At 57.2% G+C, this 16,945-nt stretch carries 15 protein-coding genes; 2 read left to right on the forward strand and 13 right to left on the reverse strand.

The window, feature by feature from the left end:
* Positions 1–163: 163 nt before the first annotated feature.
* Together ABJK70_RS02895 and ABJK70_RS02900 are read right to left on the reverse strand one after the other, a co-directional pair.
* Positions 164–907: a ferritin-like domain-containing protein gene (locus ABJK70_RS02895; RefSeq protein WP_077731592.1), complete on the reverse strand. Its 744-nt coding sequence runs from the start codon at positions 905–907 to the stop codon at positions 164–166.
* Between the two features lie 30 nt (positions 908–937).
* Positions 938–2,101 (reverse strand): hypothetical protein, encoded by a 1,164-nt coding sequence (locus ABJK70_RS02900; protein WP_086135538.1) that lies wholly within the window; start codon positions 2,099–2,101, stop codon positions 938–940.
* A gap of 301 nt (positions 2,102–2,402) precedes the next feature.
* Between ABJK70_RS02900 and ABJK70_RS02905 the strand changes: the two genes are divergently transcribed.
* Positions 2,403–3,605, forward strand: a complete 1,203-nt coding sequence (locus tag ABJK70_RS02905) for an ammonium transporter (RefSeq protein WP_347257383.1) — start codon at positions 2,403–2,405, stop codon at positions 3,603–3,605.
* 347 nt (positions 3,606–3,952) lie between these two features.
* Complete coding sequence (locus ABJK70_RS02910) at positions 3,953–4,330, forward strand: hypothetical protein (RefSeq protein WP_133718539.1); 378 nt, start codon at positions 3,953–3,955, stop codon at positions 4,328–4,330.
* Between the two features lie 114 nt (positions 4,331–4,444).
* On the opposite strand, the gene typA is transcribed toward ABJK70_RS02910, so the two are convergent.
* The 11 genes from typA to def all read right to left on the reverse strand — a co-directional run bounded on the left by typA (position 4,445) and on the right by def (position 16,761).
* Positions 4,445–6,265 carry a translational GTPase TypA gene (typA, locus tag ABJK70_RS02915; protein ID WP_077731595.1) on the reverse strand — a complete coding sequence of 607 codons (1,821 nt, stop codon included), beginning with the start codon at positions 6,263–6,265 and terminating at the stop codon, positions 4,445–4,447.
* A 75-nt stretch (positions 6,266–6,340) separates the two neighbouring features.
* Positions 6,341–7,075 carry a glycosyltransferase gene (locus ABJK70_RS02920; RefSeq protein ID WP_156881432.1) on the reverse strand — a complete coding sequence of 245 codons (735 nt, stop codon included), beginning with the start codon at positions 7,073–7,075 and terminating at the stop codon, positions 6,341–6,343.
* Positions 7,076–7,308: 233 nt separating this feature from the next.
* A complete protein-coding gene (locus ABJK70_RS02925) occupies positions 7,309–7,707 on the reverse strand; it encodes a rhodanese-like domain-containing protein (RefSeq protein WP_077731596.1) in 399 nt (132 codons plus the stop codon).
* A 53-nt stretch (positions 7,708–7,760) separates the two neighbouring features.
* The gene (locus tag ABJK70_RS02930) at positions 7,761–8,348 is read right to left on the reverse strand and encodes a class I SAM-dependent methyltransferase (protein ID WP_347257384.1); all 588 of its coding nucleotides are present in this window, start codon (positions 8,346–8,348) and stop codon (positions 7,761–7,763) included.
* Between the two features lie 15 nt (positions 8,349–8,363).
* Positions 8,364–9,737: a Trk system potassium transporter TrkA gene (gene trkA / locus ABJK70_RS02935; protein ID WP_077731598.1), complete on the reverse strand. Its 1,374-nt coding sequence runs from the start codon at positions 9,735–9,737 to the stop codon at positions 8,364–8,366.
* Between the two features lie 60 nt (positions 9,738–9,797).
* Positions 9,798–11,162, reverse strand: coding sequence for a sigma-54 dependent transcriptional regulator (locus ABJK70_RS02940; RefSeq protein ID WP_133718543.1), 1,365 nt, complete (start codon positions 11,160–11,162; stop codon positions 9,798–9,800).
* Positions 11,163–11,165: 3 nt separating this feature from the next.
* Positions 11,166–13,352: an ATP-binding protein gene (locus tag ABJK70_RS02945; protein ID WP_347257385.1), complete on the reverse strand. Its 2,187-nt coding sequence runs from the start codon at positions 13,350–13,352 to the stop codon at positions 11,166–11,168.
* A complete protein-coding gene (locus ABJK70_RS02950) occupies positions 13,334–13,891 on the reverse strand; it encodes a DUF4390 domain-containing protein (RefSeq protein ID WP_077731601.1) in 558 nt (185 codons plus the stop codon). Before ABJK70_RS02950 ends, ABJK70_RS02945 begins: the two co-directional genes overlap by 19 nt.
* Positions 13,891–15,186 carry a 16S rRNA (cytosine(967)-C(5))-methyltransferase RsmB gene (gene rsmB / locus ABJK70_RS02955; protein WP_347257386.1) on the reverse strand — a complete coding sequence of 432 codons (1,296 nt, stop codon included), beginning with the start codon at positions 15,184–15,186 and terminating at the stop codon, positions 13,891–13,893. Before rsmB ends, ABJK70_RS02950 begins: the two co-directional genes overlap by 1 nt.
* A complete protein-coding gene (gene fmt / locus ABJK70_RS02960) occupies positions 15,186–16,109 on the reverse strand; it encodes a methionyl-tRNA formyltransferase (protein ID WP_347257387.1) in 924 nt (307 codons plus the stop codon). Before fmt ends, rsmB begins: the two co-directional genes overlap by 1 nt.
* 115 nt (positions 16,110–16,224) lie before the next feature.
* On the reverse strand, positions 16,225–16,761 hold the full coding sequence (gene def / locus ABJK70_RS02965; RefSeq protein WP_077731604.1) for a peptide deformylase: 537 nt from the start codon (positions 16,759–16,761) through the stop codon (positions 16,225–16,227).
* Positions 16,762–16,945: the final 184 nt, after the last annotated feature.

The raw sequence follows: 16,945 nt of genomic DNA on the forward strand, positions 1-16,945 counted from the left end.
CTGCGCGGGCATGAATCGTGACGAATAAAATGGGCGAAGCAAAGGCGTTAGGCAATACGATCCTATGGTACGACAGCGCATCATCCTACTGCCCTGCAGCCGCCTCGGGCCGACCTTTGCCTGAATAAAAAGCCGAATCCCGAGGCAGCCGCACCGATTGCCGTCAGATCGCCGATACGCCTGCGTGGGACAGCGTGGATTGTTCGTGCCACTGGCGCACCTGCATCAGGTGATCATCCTCCTCCGCAAGCGCCGTCCGGAAATCGTTGGCCATATCATCAAGCCCCATCTCGCTGGTCAATCGGATCAAGAGTTCCCAACCGGCATGATCGACCAGCTCGGCGGTGAGGATTGCTTCTAAGGATTGGTCTATGGAGGTGCGCGGATCGCTCATGATCTGAAGCACTCCGCTCGACGCGACGGCGCTGACGTCCGCACCGGGCGTTTGCGTGGTCGGATCGGCGCCTAACGACTCCAGTGCCTTTGCCACCAGCTTGAAATGCTGGGCCTCCTCTCGCCGAAAACGTTTGAGCGTGTCGACGGAGATCGGCGAGCCGGCCTCGGACGCGGTTTCACATTTGTTAATGAGATAGTCGTAGAGCCGCGTACCGGTGCGCTCGAACGCCAGGCGCTCGCCCAGCTTATCGACCAAGACTTCGGGATGCTTGCCGGTCAGTTTCTGTAGGGTGGCCTGAGCCATACCTTTCAAGGTACCCGGCGGCGGAACCGACCCCACCGGCTCGGCTTCCCGAATATAGACGCTATCGAGTTTCGCAAGCGCCGATTCGTCTCCCGACGAACTCGGAGGAGCCGCCTGCGCCGCGTCTATCATCCGCTGGCTGTCGACCGGCGACATGCCGATACCGGTGCGATTTTTCGAGCTCATCTCGACTGATGTTTTTTCCATGGTTCAACTCCTCAGACGGTTTCTTGCGATTTATGCGACCCTGCGATTCAACTCGGTACCGGGGGACCACTGGTATCCCGCCGCCACCGTTTGAGATGGCGACCCGTCCGAATTCATATGCTGCCGGTAATCCAAGGACGCCGAATCTTCCTGCGACTTATCGACAAATTGAGTGCCGCGGGTGCGCAAGTCCACTTCTTGATCGAGCACCTTGCGGACGAATTCGCGGTTGCTCTTGAACGGAATAGGTTCCGGCAACGTGTCTGAAATGACCTCGGCCGGATCGCGCCTCTCATACTTCTTGAACAGTTCCGACACGTATGCGACATGTCCGAGCTCATAATCCAGGAAACGCTCCCATATCGCCTTGATGCGCGGGTTGGATTCCTGCTCCACGCAGCTGTAGTAGTTGTAGGCTTCCGTCGCTTCGTGCAGCAGCCATTTTTCGAGCCATGTTTCGTTGGGGTCTATGATGGACTCATACTGAGTGACATGCTGCTCCTCGATCGAGGCGATTTCGGCATATAACTGGCGGGCGACCGCATCGGCATACATCGGTCCGACATTGGCGTAGAAATCATGGGTCTGATACTCGGCGGCCATGATCGTCGTCGCATGCAGCTTGCTGATCGCGGCCGCTTTGGTTCGATCGTAGTGCTCGCGCAAATCGTTCTCCGGCGCTCGATGCTCATCCACGGTCGGTCTTCCCGGGATGATGTCCGTGTGGGATTGCAGAATGTTGTTCGCGTCTTTGCCCTCGAGCCGATCCAACAGCGCCGAATAGCGGTAAAGGTGGTCGAAATCCTCCAGCAAGCCGAAGCGGTAAACCTGAGCCAGATAGCCGTCGGGCTCGTTTTGCGCTACCGCCGCGGTGACCTCGACGGCCACTTGCTCGTAGGCGATGGTGGTCTCCAGCGGTGAATGATCGGAAGAAATGAGCCAATTGACGGTAGTCTGCTGATGCTGTTCGGCCCGCCTGACCTTAGCCAGCGGTACCTGAAGGTCCTTGTTCATCCGTGCGCACAGGTGCTGAAAACGTAGCGCCTCCATTTCAAGTCCGTTCATGAGGATGATCCTGACTCGCGTGAACGCCTCGTCATCGAGCTTGCTGATCGGCTTCTGAACCATCTCTTTCCACGTGAACCGTTGCTTTTCAAGGGGAACACCCCTCGAGTCAAAGAGCTTTACGGCCATAACGCCTCCTGTCCAAAAATAAGTCAGTCCCAAGGAAATATCGTTTCGTTTTCGAAACACTCCTGACTATGACAGCGGGAAGGAGAATGGATTCAGGCAAACGATCTAAGTGCATTCACTTACCCTGCATGACATATTGTTCATCTCTGGTGCACATCCGTCCTTTTCGCACCATATAGGATCATTCGGCGCTGCACCGTTTCGGGAAGACATGCCCCAAAACGAGGCCATATGCTGCCAAGAACAAAAGGCTCGTTTCTTGCTTACGACACCCCGTCCTGAAACCAAAGAGATCGTTTTTATGGAGACTGTCAGTAAAAGCAACGACGTATTCTTCGTGCTACTCGGCGCGGTCATGGTGCTTGCAATGCACGCCGGCTTCGCGTTTCTCGAACTCGGCACCGTTCGCCGCAAGAATCAGGTTAATGCCTTGGTAAAGATCCTGACGGATTTCGCCATGTCGACCGTAGCCTATTTTTTTATCGGCTATTACATCGCCTACGGCGTCCAATTCTTCGACGGGGCGGCACATCTGGCTCAAAACAACGGCTATGAGCTGGTCAAGTTTTTCTTCCTGCTCACTTTCGCAGCCGCGATTCCCGCTATCGTGTCCGGCGGGATAGCGGAACGCGCGAAATTCAATCCGCAAATAACCGCTACGTTTTTGCTGGTCGGGCTCGTGTACCCGTTTTTCGAGGGGATTGCATGGAACAAGAATTTCGGCGTTCAGGCTTGGCTCGAGCAGAATTTCGGAGCAGGATTCCACGATTTTGCCGGTTCGGTCGTGGTGCATGCCGTAGGCGGCTGGATCGGCCTGGTCGCCGTGATTCTGCTTGGGCCGCGCCGGGGCCGTTATCATCGAAACGGCGACATCTCCGCCCATCCACCATCAAGCATACCGTTTCTGGCGCTCGGTGCCTGGATACTGACTGTCGGCTGGTTCGGCTTCAACGTCATGTCGGCGCAGACCTTGAATGCTGCCAGCGGTTTAGTAGCCTTGAATTCTCTCATGGCGATGGTCGGGGGGACCTTGGCTGCTCTTCTGATGGGACGCAACGATCCCGGCTTCGTACACAATGGTCCCTTGGCCGGTTTGGTTGCCGTATGTGCGGGATCCGATCTCATGCACCCGATCGGTGCATTGGTAGTCGGGGCCGGCGCCGGGATTCTGTTCGTCGTCTTGTTCACCCTGACCCAGAATCGCTGGAAGATTGACGATGTGTTGGGCGTTTGGCCCTTGCACGGCCTTTGTGGGGCATGGGGAGGAATCGCTGCCGGAATTTTTGGCCTGCCAGCGTTCGGGGGTGTCGGCGGCGTCAGTTTCTTATCGCAGTTGATCGGCACCGGGCTCGGGCTTTTCGTAGCCGCGGTCGGCGGTCTCCTGATTTATGGATTTCTCAGGCTTACGGTCGGATTGCGCCTGGACCCGGAAGATGAATTCGCCGGCGCGGACTTAACCATCCATAAAATCAGCGCTTCCCCGGAGAAAGAAGCCGGCTGGTAGGTTCATTCACTCTCGGCCGATTTTTACCGGCCTTTTGATCCTCAAAACGTGGGCAGCATATTGTCGTGCGCCAATAGGTGCAGAGCGTTCTCCAGTCATGTTTTCAAGAAAGCTGTTAGGCCGCGTCTTGTTTCCCGTCACAAGAAATCGCCTGTTCGACGCTTTATAAATGGCAGATTGCAGCCTGTATCTGTAAACTGAAAACAGCAGGGTCGACGCTCTGTTCTGCACCAGGAAGACACCGTGAGGAAGCTCGACGAGACGCGAACTAGATAAACCCTGGCTTGGGCAAAATTTTTGCGCGGCTGCCCGAGAACCGGGGCACGAAGAACCAAAGGGGATCCACGATGAAAAAGGCCGGAGTGATTGGAGCAGGAGTGCTCGCAGCTATTTTTTGGGGCGATGTGCTGCTGGATTTTCTGATCACGGCGGTGGAACTTCTGCTCGAAACTCTCGAATTGGTGACCGAGCATGTCCTGGAGGCTCTCCTTGCCCTCACCCCGTATGAAGCTCAGGCAGTTACCGCGTGGCTCGGATTCGGCCTGCTGATGCTCATCCTCCTTTTCGGATTCAAAAAGCTGAACGGAATTTTCCAACGAGCCAAATCAACCGTTCCCGTTTGGTGGCAGGAACAAAAAGAGCGCGTCCAAGTCAGCTGGTCGAGCATCGGCTGGCAAATCGCCCTGACGGGGATGGCCCTGATACTCCTGCTTCTTTATATCTAGCGGAAAAGCCGAGCACCAGGCCTTGGGCAACCTCGACCGTCCGCCGCGATGACAATCATCCGACAAACGGCCAAGGCAGATATCGACAATCGCGAATGTTCCCTTATTTCTGCATCAGGCGCCCGCCGCACGGGTGGCTTTTTTGCGTTCGTGTTCCAGAAGCAGCTTTTTTCTGAGTCGAACGGATTTCGGGGTCACCTCCACCAGTTCGTCATCGTCGATGAACTCCAGAGCCTGCTCCAGACTCAGTTTGATGGGCGGAGTCAAAATGATGTTCTCGTCGCTGCCGGCGGCGCGAATATTGGTCAACTGCTTGGCTTTGGTGGGGTTCACCACCAGGTCGTTGTCGCGGGAATGGATGCCGATGATCATGCCCTCGTAGACTTCCGTGCCGTGCTCGATGAACAGGCGTCCGCGTTCTTGCAGATTGAACAGCGCATAGCCCAGGGCCTTGCCTTCCACCATGGAAATCATCACACCGTTGATACGCTGGCCGATATCGCCTTTCTTCACCGGGCCGTAATGATCGAAGACGTGGTACAGAAGGCCGGTGCCCGAGGTGGCAGTCATGAATTCGGTCTGAAAGCCGATCAGGCCGCGTGACGGCATCATGTATTCCAGCCGTACCCTGCCCTGCCCGTCCGGCACCATGTTCAAAAGATCGCCCTTGCGCTCGCCCAGTTTCTCCATCACCGCGCCCTGATTCGCCTCCTCCACTTCGATGGTGACGAATTCATAGGGTTCGCAGAGCTCGCCGTCGACCTCCTTGATGATCACCTCGGGACGCGACACGCCAAGCTCGTAGCCCTCGCGGCGCATGTTTTCAATCAGGATGGAGAGATGCAACTCGCCGCGTCCCGAAACCTTGAATTTGTCGGGATCGGACGTGTCTTCCACGCGCAGGGCAACGTTGTGCAGCAGTTCCCGCTGAAGACGTTCGCGAATTTGCCGCGACGTGACGAACTTGCCCTCCTTGCCGGCAAAAGGCGAGTTGTTGACCTGGAAGGTCATGCTCACGGTGGGCTCGTCAACGGTCAAAGGCGGAAGCGGCTCTACGCAATCGACGGCACAAATGGTGTCGGAAATCTCCAGCGCATCGATGCCGGTGAAGGCGATGATATCGCCGGCATTCGCCTCGGGCACTTCGACCCTTTCCAGCCCCTTGAATCCGAACACCTGCAGGATACGGGCGTTGCGCTGCTTGCCGTCGCGGCTGACGACCACCACCGGGGTGTTGGTCCTGATGGTGCCGCGCTGGATGCGGCCGATGCCGATCACGCCCACATAGGAGCTATAGTCCAGCTGGCTGATCTGCATTTGAAAGCCGCCCTCTTCGTCGACCACGGGCGGATGCACCTTTTCGATAATGGTTTCGAACAAGGGGTCCATGTTGCCTTCGCGGATATCCGGGCTGTGGCCGGCATAGCCGTTCAGGGCGGATGCGTAAATGACCGGAAAGTCGAGCTGCTCTTCGGTCGCTCCCAGCCGGTCGAATAAATCGAAGGTCTGGTCCAATACCCAATGGGCGCGCGCTCCCGGACGATCGATTTTATTGATGACGACGATGGGCTTGAGCCCCAGGGCGAACGCCTTCTGCGTCACGAAACGGGTCTGCGGCATCGGGCCGTCTACCGCATCGACCAAGAGCAGCACGGAATCGACCATGGACAAAACGCGTTCGACTTCGCCGCCGAAGTCGGCGTGGCCGGGGGTATCGACGATGTTGATGTGATAGCCGTTCCAGTCGATGGCGGTGTTCTTGGCCAGAATGGTGATACCGCGCTCCTTCTCCAGGGCGTTCGAGTCCATGACCCGTTCCTCCACTTTTTCGTGGGCGGCGAACGTGCCGGATTGCTGGAGCAGCTTATCGACCAGAGTGGTCTTGCCGTGGTCTACGTGGGCGATGATGGCGATATTGCGAAGTTTTTCGATCATAAATCGGAAAAAGGATGGATGGTGGGGGCGGGGAGCCGGGTAAAACCGGTTATTCTACCAGATTTTAAAGCTCACTCAGTCCTGAGCGGACGCACCGCTTTCGCCCTGCTGGACATGCGACCAGTAACCCCAATCCAGTCTGCGCCAGCGGGCAGGAATCAGGTCGCAATAAAGGAATAAGCACCGGACAACAGAGTGAAGCGTCTTGCGGAACACGCCCCGCTCCAGACGACGATGATCCATTGCATATACGGGCAGATCCGGTGCGAACGCGGTGCGGTAGCCGGCGCGTTTAATGCGCCAGACCAGTTCCGAATCTTCGTTGCAAAGCAGATCGGGATCGAATCCGCCCACCTCCGTCACGATATGGCGCCTGACCAGCAAATTGGAGCCGCTCGCCGCAGGAATTCCCATTTTGTGAGATATCCATTGCCCGTGGGCGAACCAGCGGTAATATCGGCGAAATCGATTGTGCGACAGTTTTGGACCGTAGACGCAGTCGAATTCCGCATATCCGGCGAGTGCCCGAAAGTAGGTTGGTGGGAATACCACGTCTGCGTCCGTAAACAAGACCCATCCGGTTCCGGCCAACTCCATACCGATCTGACGAGCTTCCGATATCGTGCTTTTCAGCCTCACGATTTGGGTGAACTCCGGCGAACGGTGGCGAGCGACGATTTCCGCAGTTCGGTCGTCCCCGGCATCCACGACAATGAGACGACAGCGATCCGGTAACGACGACAGAAAATGAGCGATGTTTATCTCTTCGTTCAGCGTCGGCAGCACAACCGTGATATCACTCGATTGCATGAAAACCCCTCTGATCCCTTCTCTATCGTTTTTGCGATACATGAGGCGACTATCATTAACATCGCCATGTTGCAAAACGAAGAACGGTAGCCGGTTTAAAGGGATTTATCGCAGGTCGAGCCTTTGATATGCGGATACGGACGCAGGGGGGGTGCGAAGCGCCTATCGGATCCGCGCCTTCCCCATTTCCGTGTGCGTTAGGGCGTTTAAAGTGACGGGCTCTTTCGTCCCTATCAGCTTTGCTCCCAAGGAAGCCCATGATAACGCCAGCCGCCGACGCTGCTACGATGTTTCTGTTCGTCGAGAGGGCCTTCGAAGCCTTGCTCGATATTCGTAAGATCCGAATAGCCTTCGGCTGCCAAGGCATTGGCGGCATCGAGCGAACGCTGCCCGCTGCGGCACAATAAGAAAATCGGGGTATCGGCGTTCGGAGCGATTTGGCGAACGCGATTCACGAAGTCCGGATTGGGCTTCCAGTCCGGCGCCCATTTCCACGGAATGTTGATGGCGCCGCACGGATGCCCGACATAGGAGAATTCCAAAGGATCGCGGACATCCAGCAGCACGGCACCGCTTTGTTCCCTGAAAGCATTCCACGCGTTGGGCGGAGTTAAGCTTTTTACAGACGACATCTTGGTACTCCTGAAGAGTTGATTCACGTGAGCAAGGTACCGCTACACGGCGCCTATGCCTTTTGCCCCACAAAAAAAGCCTCGTTGCGACTGCCTCGGTTCAAATCGCCGATTTGTCCTTCTTCCCGATAAAACACGAGTCTGAGGCTGCCAAACAGCCGAGGCAGTTCGTTCGTATCGAGAAGAAAAGCCGGATTTGTAGGCCCGATCCCGGCAGCTTTGTCTCGTGTGTAAGTCTGATAGAAGAGCAAGCCGCCGGGTTTCAGCGCCTTTGTAATAGCCAAGGTCAAAGACCGTTCCAAAAAGCGGCTGACGACGATGACGTCGAAGGATTCCGCCGTGGGAGGCAGCTCGACCACGTCTCTGGTCTCGGCGCGGAGACCCAGACCGAGCCGTCGGGCATGGACGTTCAGCCGGCTGATCGCCTCCGGAGAAATATCCCATGCCTGGGTCTCCAGCCCTCGCCGCGCCAGAAACAACGCGTTTCCTCCCAGCCCGCAAGCCAAGTCCAAGGCGGTTCCGGATTCAGGGAGAAGATGCGCATTATCCGCCAAAACCGGTGCCGGCTCGGGAATCGCGTCGCCGGCTCCCCGGTAGATCCGGTCCCATTTGTCTCGAATCGGAAACCCGTCGTCGGTCATAGATAATCTCCGGAATCAAACCGGTACATCGGTAGCTTGAAAGATTTGTTCGACCATGGGAATAAGTTTCTTGTCGAGTAGGAACATGATGACGTGATCACCCTCCTCGATCACCGTGTCGTGGTGAACCTGAATCACCTCGTCCCCCCTGACCAAGGCCCCCATCACCACGCCCGGCGGAATGTTGATCTTGTCGATGGGTATGCCGACCACCTTCGAGCTGCCGCGGCGCCCGTGGGCGACCGCTTCGATCGCTTCCGAGGCGCCATGCCGAAGGGAGTGGACCTGAACGATATCGCCGCGCCGAACATAACGCAGCAAGGCGCTGATGGTCGCCTGCTGCGGAGAAAGGACGAGGTCCACCAGTGAGGAATCGACGAGGTCCGCGTAAGCGCTCTTGTTCACCAGGCTGATCACCCGGCGGGCACCCAGGCGTTTGGCCAACATGGCGGACAAAATATTGGCTTCGTCGTCGTTGGTAATGGCGCAGAAAATATCGGTGTTCTCGATGTTTTCGCTGAGCAGAAGCTCCTTGTCCGAAGCATCGCCCGCCAATACCACCGTATTGCTCAGATCGGCGGCGATTTTCTGGGCGCGCTTATAATCCTTTTCTACGAGCTTGACCTGATAACGCCCCTCCAGCGCTTGAGCCACGCGCTTGCCGATGTGCCCGCCGCCGGCGAACATCAGTCGCTTGTAAGGCCGTTCGAGCTCTCTGAGCTCGCTCATGACCGCTTTGATTTCTTCGGACGATGCGGCGAAAAATACCTCGTCATCCGCCTGAATAATGGTTTTTCCGTTCGGGATGACAGGCAGGCCGTTTCGAAAAATTGCCGTGATGCGCGCATGGACATTCGGCATGTGCTGATGAAGCTCGCGGATTTCCCGCCCGACCAGCGGCCCGCCTTGATGGGCCCTGACCGACACCAGCCGGACGCGGCCTTCGGCAAAATCCAGGACCTGAGAGGCCCCCGGATACTTGAGCAGCCGCTCGATGAATTGCGTGATGATCTGTTCCGGGCTGATGACGACGTCGATAGGAATGGTCTCGGGGGAAAAAATGCCCGGATAGCTGAAATATTCGATGGCGCGGACCCGGGCGATCTTTCGCGGAATCTTGAACAGGATATCCGCCATCTGACAGGCCAGCATATTGGTTTCATCGTCGCTGGTGACGGCGATGAGCATATCGGCCTCATCCGCCCCGGCTCGCTTCAATACCGTGGGATGCGCCGCATTGCCCTGAACCGTGCCGATGTCGAACCGGTCTTGCAAATCCTTCAATAAGGCGGGCTGCGTATCGACCATGACGATATCGTTAGCCTCGCTCGCCAAGCTGGCGAGCACGCTGCTTCCGACCTGCCCGGCGCCAAGTATGATTATTTTCATTATCGAGAGCAGAAGTTAGAGAAACTAAGACAGGAAACGGCAAATTCGAGAGCCGCGATGCTATCGCTTTTCTCTGAATTTGATCCCAAGCGAATTGAGCTTGCGATACAAATGAGTACGCTCGAGGCCGATGGCATGTGAAAGACGGGCAACGCTGCCGCTGTATTTTTCCAGGTGATACTCGAGATAAGCCTTTTCGAACCGTTCGCGCGCCTCTTTGAGCGGCAGGTCATAGAAATCGGGCTGGCCCGCGGCTGGGCCGACTTCGCCCAAGGACTCGCCGAGCGCCGCCTTCACTTCGTCCAGCTCTACCTCTTCCCCGCTGCCCAGGATCAAGAGGCGCTGCACCAGATTCTTGAGCTCGCGGATATTGCCATGCCACGGATAATTCCGCAAAAAGTTCTGGACCGGAACGGGAAACTTCCGGAACGGCAATTTCTCCCGGCTCACGAAGTAATCCACATAAAACCGCAGCAGCTCGGGCACATCTTCGCTGTGTTCGCGCAAGGGCGGAACCTTGAGCGTGACGACGTTCAGCAGGTAATAGAGCTCGCGCCGGAAACGGCCGGCCCGCACCTCTTCTTCCAACGATTTTCGGGTCGATGCGACGATGCGGACATCCACGTTGATCAGTTCACTGCCGCCCACCCGCGAGAATGAACTCGATTCCAGCGCGCTGAGGAGGCGCAACTGCGTCTCCTCTTCCATATCGGCCACTTCGTCGAGGAATAACGTTCCGCCGTGCGCCTGCTCCAGCAATCCGTAGTGAATCCGGCCGTCTTCCATCCTGCCGAAAAATTCCACCGCCGAGAACTGCGGCGCGATCGTGCCTACGCCCACGTCCACGAAAGGGCCGTCGCGCCGCGCGCTGTTGGCATGAAGATAACGCGCCAGGGTTTCTTTCCCGGAACCGGGCTCGCCCACGAACAAGACGCGGGCGTCGTGCTGCGCCAAACGCTTGATCTGATCGCGGAGGCGCTCCATGGCGGCGCTCTTGCCGACAGGTTCTATCGGGATGTCCACCCGCCGCTTCAATCCGATGTTTTCCCGCTTGAGCCTGGCGTTTTCCAGGGCCCGCTCGACGGTAACCAGGAGTTTGGCCAGGGACAACGGCTTTTCAAGAAAATCGTACGCGCCCAGCCGGGTCGCTTCGACCGCGGTTTCAACCGTCGCGTGCCCGGACATCATGATGACAGGGCAAAGCTGGTCATCCCGGAGCCACTCTTTCAGCAGAGTGATGCCGTCCTCGTCCGGCATCCAGATATCCAGCAATATCAGATCCGGCATGCGTTCCGCCCTGAGCTTGCGCGCAACGCTCGCGTTCTCGGCCGCGGCAACCCGATAGCCCTCGTCCTCCAGAATCTCCTGGAGCAATTGGCGAATGTCCGGCTCGTCGTCCACCACCAAAATATTCGCTTTGACCACCGCTTATACCTCCATCGCTAGCCCGCGCACCGCAGCCGTTTCGGTTGCGATGGGCACTCGTATGATAAAGCGCGCGCCTTCACCGCGCCCCGAAACCAGCCGGATGCTTCCCCCATGCTCCTCGACAATCTTCTTTACAATGGCCAATCCCAAACCGGTACCCTTCGATTTAGTCGTTACATAAGGTTCGAAAATTCGGTCAGCCTGCTCGGGCGGAATACCGGGCCCGGAGTCGTGCAACTCGATTTCGACGTAATGATGACGGTTTTCCTCGATCAAACGCGTCTGAATGCCCATTTTACCCGACACCCCCGGTGCCATGGCTTCCTGCGCGTTCTTGATCATGTTGTGCAGAACCTGTCGAATTCTGATCGGATCGGCGTATATCGGAGGCAAAGTGGGCTCCAGATCGAGTTCGAACTCCAAACCGGATTGAGGCGGATAAAGCGCCACGACTTCCTCGATCAAAGCATCGATATCGATCCGTTGCAACTGGATAATGGATGGTTTGGCGTATTCGGAGAAGGCATTGACCATGGTCTTCATGGCCTCGACCTGTTGCACGATGGTACGGGTCGCGCGATCCAGAACCTCGGCTTCGGCCGTCTCCAGATTCTTGGACAGCTTGTGCTTGAGACGCTCGGCCGAAAGCTGAATCGGTGTGAGCGGATTTTTGATCTCGTGTGCCAGACGCTGAGCCACTTCGCTCCATGCCGCCTGACGCTGGGCCTGGATCAGTGCGGTGACATCGTCGAACACCACGACGGCACCTTGCGACTCACCGTCCGAACCGAATAGCGGCGTTCCGCGGCATAAGAGTTCCTGCCGGCCTTTGGGCCCGAGGAAGGGAATTTCTTCGCGCCAGACGCTATTTTCCTTTTCCAATCGATTTCCAACGATTTGCATCAAATCAGCCAGATGCGGCTGCGCTTCCGTCAGCTCGCCGATCGTAGCGCCGACGCTCTTGTCGAGTTCGGCGTGAAGAATGGCATTCGCGGCCTGATTGGCGGTCAGAAGCCGCATCGACTCGTCGAAACTCAACACGCCGGAGGAAAGGTTCGCCAATACGGTTTCCAGATAGGCGCGCTGGCGCTCAACCTCCTGCCGGGAATGCTGCGCCTCGTCTCTTGCCTGGGCGATCTTCTGCGTCATGGCGTTGAACGACTCGACCAAGAAGCCCAGCTCATCCTTGCGTTTTACCGGCAAGCGCTTCTCGTAATTGCCTTGGGCCACGGCTCTGGTGCCCTGGGCCAAATACCGGACCGGAGCCACGATGCGGCGGATGCTGAGAAACGCGGACCACATCGCGGCTAAAAGACTCAGAAGGAGTACCAGAGACAGGGTCAGGGAAAACGTCAGCTTCAATGACCCCCGCAGAAAGGTAAGCTCCTTGTAGTGAACATAAGCCGCCTCGACCGTTTTCGCGAGATCGGCCACACGCAACGGTACCGGATAAATGCCTTGAAGGTATTGCGCGTCATCCCCTGCGATGGATACGACCGCCCTGATTTGCAGGCCGTTTCCGACGTCGGGTTCGAGACCTACGTACGATTTGCCTTGCTTCACCTGCAACAAGACGCCCGTTTCCGGAAAGTCCGGAATGATTCTTCCGGTTTGGCTGCCGATAAAGCCCATAATGCGGCCTTGCTTGGAAAAAACGGTGAGCTCGCCGTCCTCGGCATGGCTGCGCAGCTCTGCCAAGCGAATAGGCACAAGACCTTCCGGCGAGCCTTCCAAGCCTTCCGCCATTTGCTCGGTTTGCTTCAAGACGGCTCGCATACGTTCGTCCAAAGCGGCTTGTCCCAGTTGCAGCGCATCCTCCATGGCCTGGTCGACGCGGACATCGAACCAACTGTCGATGCTCTGCTGAAGGAATTGCATGGAGTAATAAAAGACTATGGTGGCCGGGGCCAGGCTCAGCAGGGTGAACAGAAACACCATGCGGAGCGTGAGATTGGAACCGGCCGCCTTCCGCCTCAACTGTTTCAGCAGCCAGTAGACGTTGGCGCCCACCAATCCCAGAAGCAAAACCGATCCCAGCGAATTGATCAGCACCAGCCAGGAATACATCTTTCCGAGCTGGGACGCGTCTTGGGTCGCCGTACTCATCAAATGAAGCGATGCCAAGAGCGCCGAAAACAGCGCCAGGATCGTTAAACTGAGCGGTGGCTTTAATCTGCGACGCGCCATCGGTACCAGGAACTCCCGAGATACCAGCTTGGGGAAACGTAGGCAATCGGACGCAAAGGAAGCGGCAAGGATTCTATATCCAGATCTACCGACAGGCTCGCTTCGTAGCTATTGCCCTCGACGATGCGATCGGCCGGCAGCATGAACCAGCCCCGGATCGCGCCCATGGCTTCCAGCAAGGCCGTCAGACTCGCAAAGCTTTCGGTATTCCCGCCCGCGTGAATGATCTGGAACGACCTCCCTAAGGGATGATAGAGAATCCGGAACTTATGGATTTCACTCAAGATCGTTTCATTTAACCAATAATGCCGCTGACGCTTGATCTTGAGCCGAACAGCCAAAGTCAGGGGAACTCCGTGTCTCAGGGCTTCGAGGGCGGACTCGCTGAAACGGTAGTCGATATCCGCGTTTAAAACGAAGTTGGTGCCGGACGGCACAAGCTCGGCGCGTATGATCCGAAATCCGTAATCCGCGCACACGGCATCGAAGGCCAGTAAAAGGCCGACAAGAAAGCTCCATTGACTCAGACGTTGGAGCACTAGCTGGTTTTCACTATGCGAGCGTAATAAAACCCATCCATTCCCTGATCGCCGGTCAATATCTGCCGGCCATGGCTTACCGCCTCCCCCCAAGTCGCCTCGATGGGCACTTCCCGTGCGTCGGAATGATTCTCGAGGAATTCGGCGATTCTCACTTCGTTTTCTTGCCGCAAGATGGAACACGTAGCGTAAAGCAGCAATCCGCCGGGCGCCAGCATCGGCCAAGTGGCATCCAAAATAAGCCGCTGCAAGTCCAGCAACCCGCCAATATCGGAAGGCTTACGCAATACCTTGATATCCGGATGACGCCGTATGACCCCGGTAGCGGAGCAAGGCGCATCCAACAAAATCCGGTCGAAAATCTGCCCGTCCCACCACGCTTCGGGATCCGTGGCATCGGCAGTCAGCACCCTGGCGTTCAGCCCGGCGCGCGCAAGATTATCGTGAATCCTGGCAACCCGCTCGGGGGAAATATCGACTGCAACCACTTCCTTCAAACCGGAACAGGTTTCGAGGACATGCATCAATTTACCGCCGGGAGCCGCGCACACATCGAGCACCCGCAAACCCGGCTTCAGCTCCAATAACGCAGCGGCTAACTGGGCGGCACTGTCCTGCACGGATACCCAACCCTCCGCGAACCCCGGCAGCCTCTCTACCGCCGTAGGGCTTTCCAACACTACGGCACTGTCGCCGACCGGGGAAGCATAGGCCGAAATGCCTGTCTGCGCCAATCGCTCCAGGTAAGCCGCCCGCGATATCGCCAGGCGGTTTACCCGCAAAACCATGGGAGGAGCGAGATTGTTTTGCCTCAGAACCTCGGTGTATCGACCCGGCCAGTCTCGCTGTATCTGCGAGGCCAACCACTCCGGGTGAGCTTCGGCAACGACTTTCTTTTCCTCAACCCGAGCTTCCAGCGTCGACTGCTCCCGAAGATAGGTGCGCAAAATCCCGTTCAGTAGCGGCTTCGCCCAGGCCTTCCGCCGTGCCGCCGATACCGTTTCGGCCACCGCCGCATGAGGCTTTACCCTAGTGTACTTGAGTTGATATAAGCCGAGCATGGCCAACATCCGGAGATCCAGGTCCTTGATCGGTTTCCGCGTCAGCAACCCGAGCAGATAATCCAGCCGCCAATACCAGCGCATGACGCCGTAGCACAGGGCTTGCACGAAAGCGCGGTCGTTTTCCCGTGGAATCTTGGGCAGGACGGATTCGAGTGCGTGCGTGAGGGTTTTCTGTTCTCCCACCACCTGAACGAGTACATCCGCCGCGAATACGCGTGAATTCGACTCCATCAGCCGAAGCGTTCCGATCTAACCGGATGCGCGTTCAGAAATGCCTGAGCCGTCATCCGCCTCCCTCCCGGAAGCTGAACTTCCAGCAGCCGGAGTACTCCGCTGCCGGTGGCGACATCCAGGGTCTTGCCGCGATCAAGAATCGTTCCCGGCTCGGCCCCCGCGGGTTCATCCAGGCTCTCAGCCCGCCAAATCCGTAAGATGTCTCCCCGGTAAAGTGTCTCGGCGACCGGCCAGGGATTGAATGCTCTGATCCGGCGCTCCAGGTCGATCGCCGCCATCGTCCAGTCCAAACGCGCCTCGTGCTTTTCCAGCTTCGCCGCATAGGTAACTTGGGTTTCGTCCTGAACCTCGGGCCGCACCGTCCCTGCTTCGATTTCGGGCAATATTTCCGCGAGCGCTTCCGCGCCGAGCCCGGCCAGGCGGTCGTGCAGCTCTCCAGCCGTTTCCAAGGGCGCGATCCTGCAGCTCTTCTTATGCAACATCGGGCCCGCGTCGAGACGCGGCTCCACGAACATGATGGTAATGCCGCTTACCTCGTCGCCGGCGAGGATGGCCCGCTGTATGGGCGCCGCGCCTCGCCACCGAGGCAGTAACGATGCGTGAACATTGACGCAACCTAGACGGGGAATCTCCAGAACCGCTTTGGGCAAGATGAGGCCGTAAGCCACCACCACCATCAAATCAGCATCATGAGACCTGAGCCGCTCCTGTTCCTCGGGGTCCTTCAGCGTAGTCGGCTGAAAGATGGGTATACCGTGAGACTGTGCCAACTGCTTCACCGGACTCGGCTTGAGCTTCTGGCCCCGGCCCGCCGGGCGATCGGGCTGGGTATAGATCGCACAGACATCATGCGGCCCCTCCAAAAGCATCTCGAGGGTAGGAACGGCAAACTCCGGTGTGCCGGCGAAAACGATCTTCATAAGATGGAAGTGGCGAATTGCAAAGACGCAGCTACGTGCCGCTGCGTAAACCAAAAGAAGGACCCTCTCCGCCCGGAGCGAATCCTACTCCCCCGAAGTATCGGGAGACTTGAAATCAGACGACTGCCCGTGTTTTCTGCGGCTGCTGTGAGGTCCGCTGCCGCTGATCCTTTTTCAGTTTCTTACGGATAAGCTGGCGTTTCAACGGCGAGAGATAATCGACGAACAACTTTCCATCCAGATGGTCGATCTCGTGCTGGATGCAGACCGCGAGGAGGCCATCGGTTTCAAGTTCGAAAGCATCGCCATTGCGGTCCAATGCACGAATCTTGACCGTCTCGGCGCGAGTTACCTTTTCGAAAACACCGGGAACCGACAAGCAACCCTCATCCATTTCCTCGCTCCCGTCCTTCTCCACGATCTCGGGGTTGATCAGGCAAACCGGGGTGTTCTTTTCCTCGGACACATCGATGACCACGATGCGTTTTTGGACGTTGACCTGCGTTGCGGCAAGACCTACGCCGGGAGCGGCGTACATCGTTTCGAACATGTCGTCCACAAGCCGCTTGATCGACTCGTCGACCACGGGCACGGGAACCGCTTTCTTGCGGAGCCGGTCATCGGGAAATTCAAGAATGGTTAAGATGGCCATAACGTTTATCGTGGACGCTGAATACCTAAGTCAATGGAATTCTAACGAAATTCAACTAGACTTTGAACGCCGTTCCTTAAGACTCGATTGGTTTTTGAAAGTTGCACATGCCTTATCGCGAACAAATTCTTGCAGTGAGTCCAGCGCTTCCCACACTCGAATGGCCGCGCCATGCGTGATGAGC

The organism is Methylocaldum sp., from assembly GCF_039794385.1.
Lineage (GTDB): Bacteria > Pseudomonadota > Gammaproteobacteria > Methylococcales > Methylococcaceae > Methylocaldum.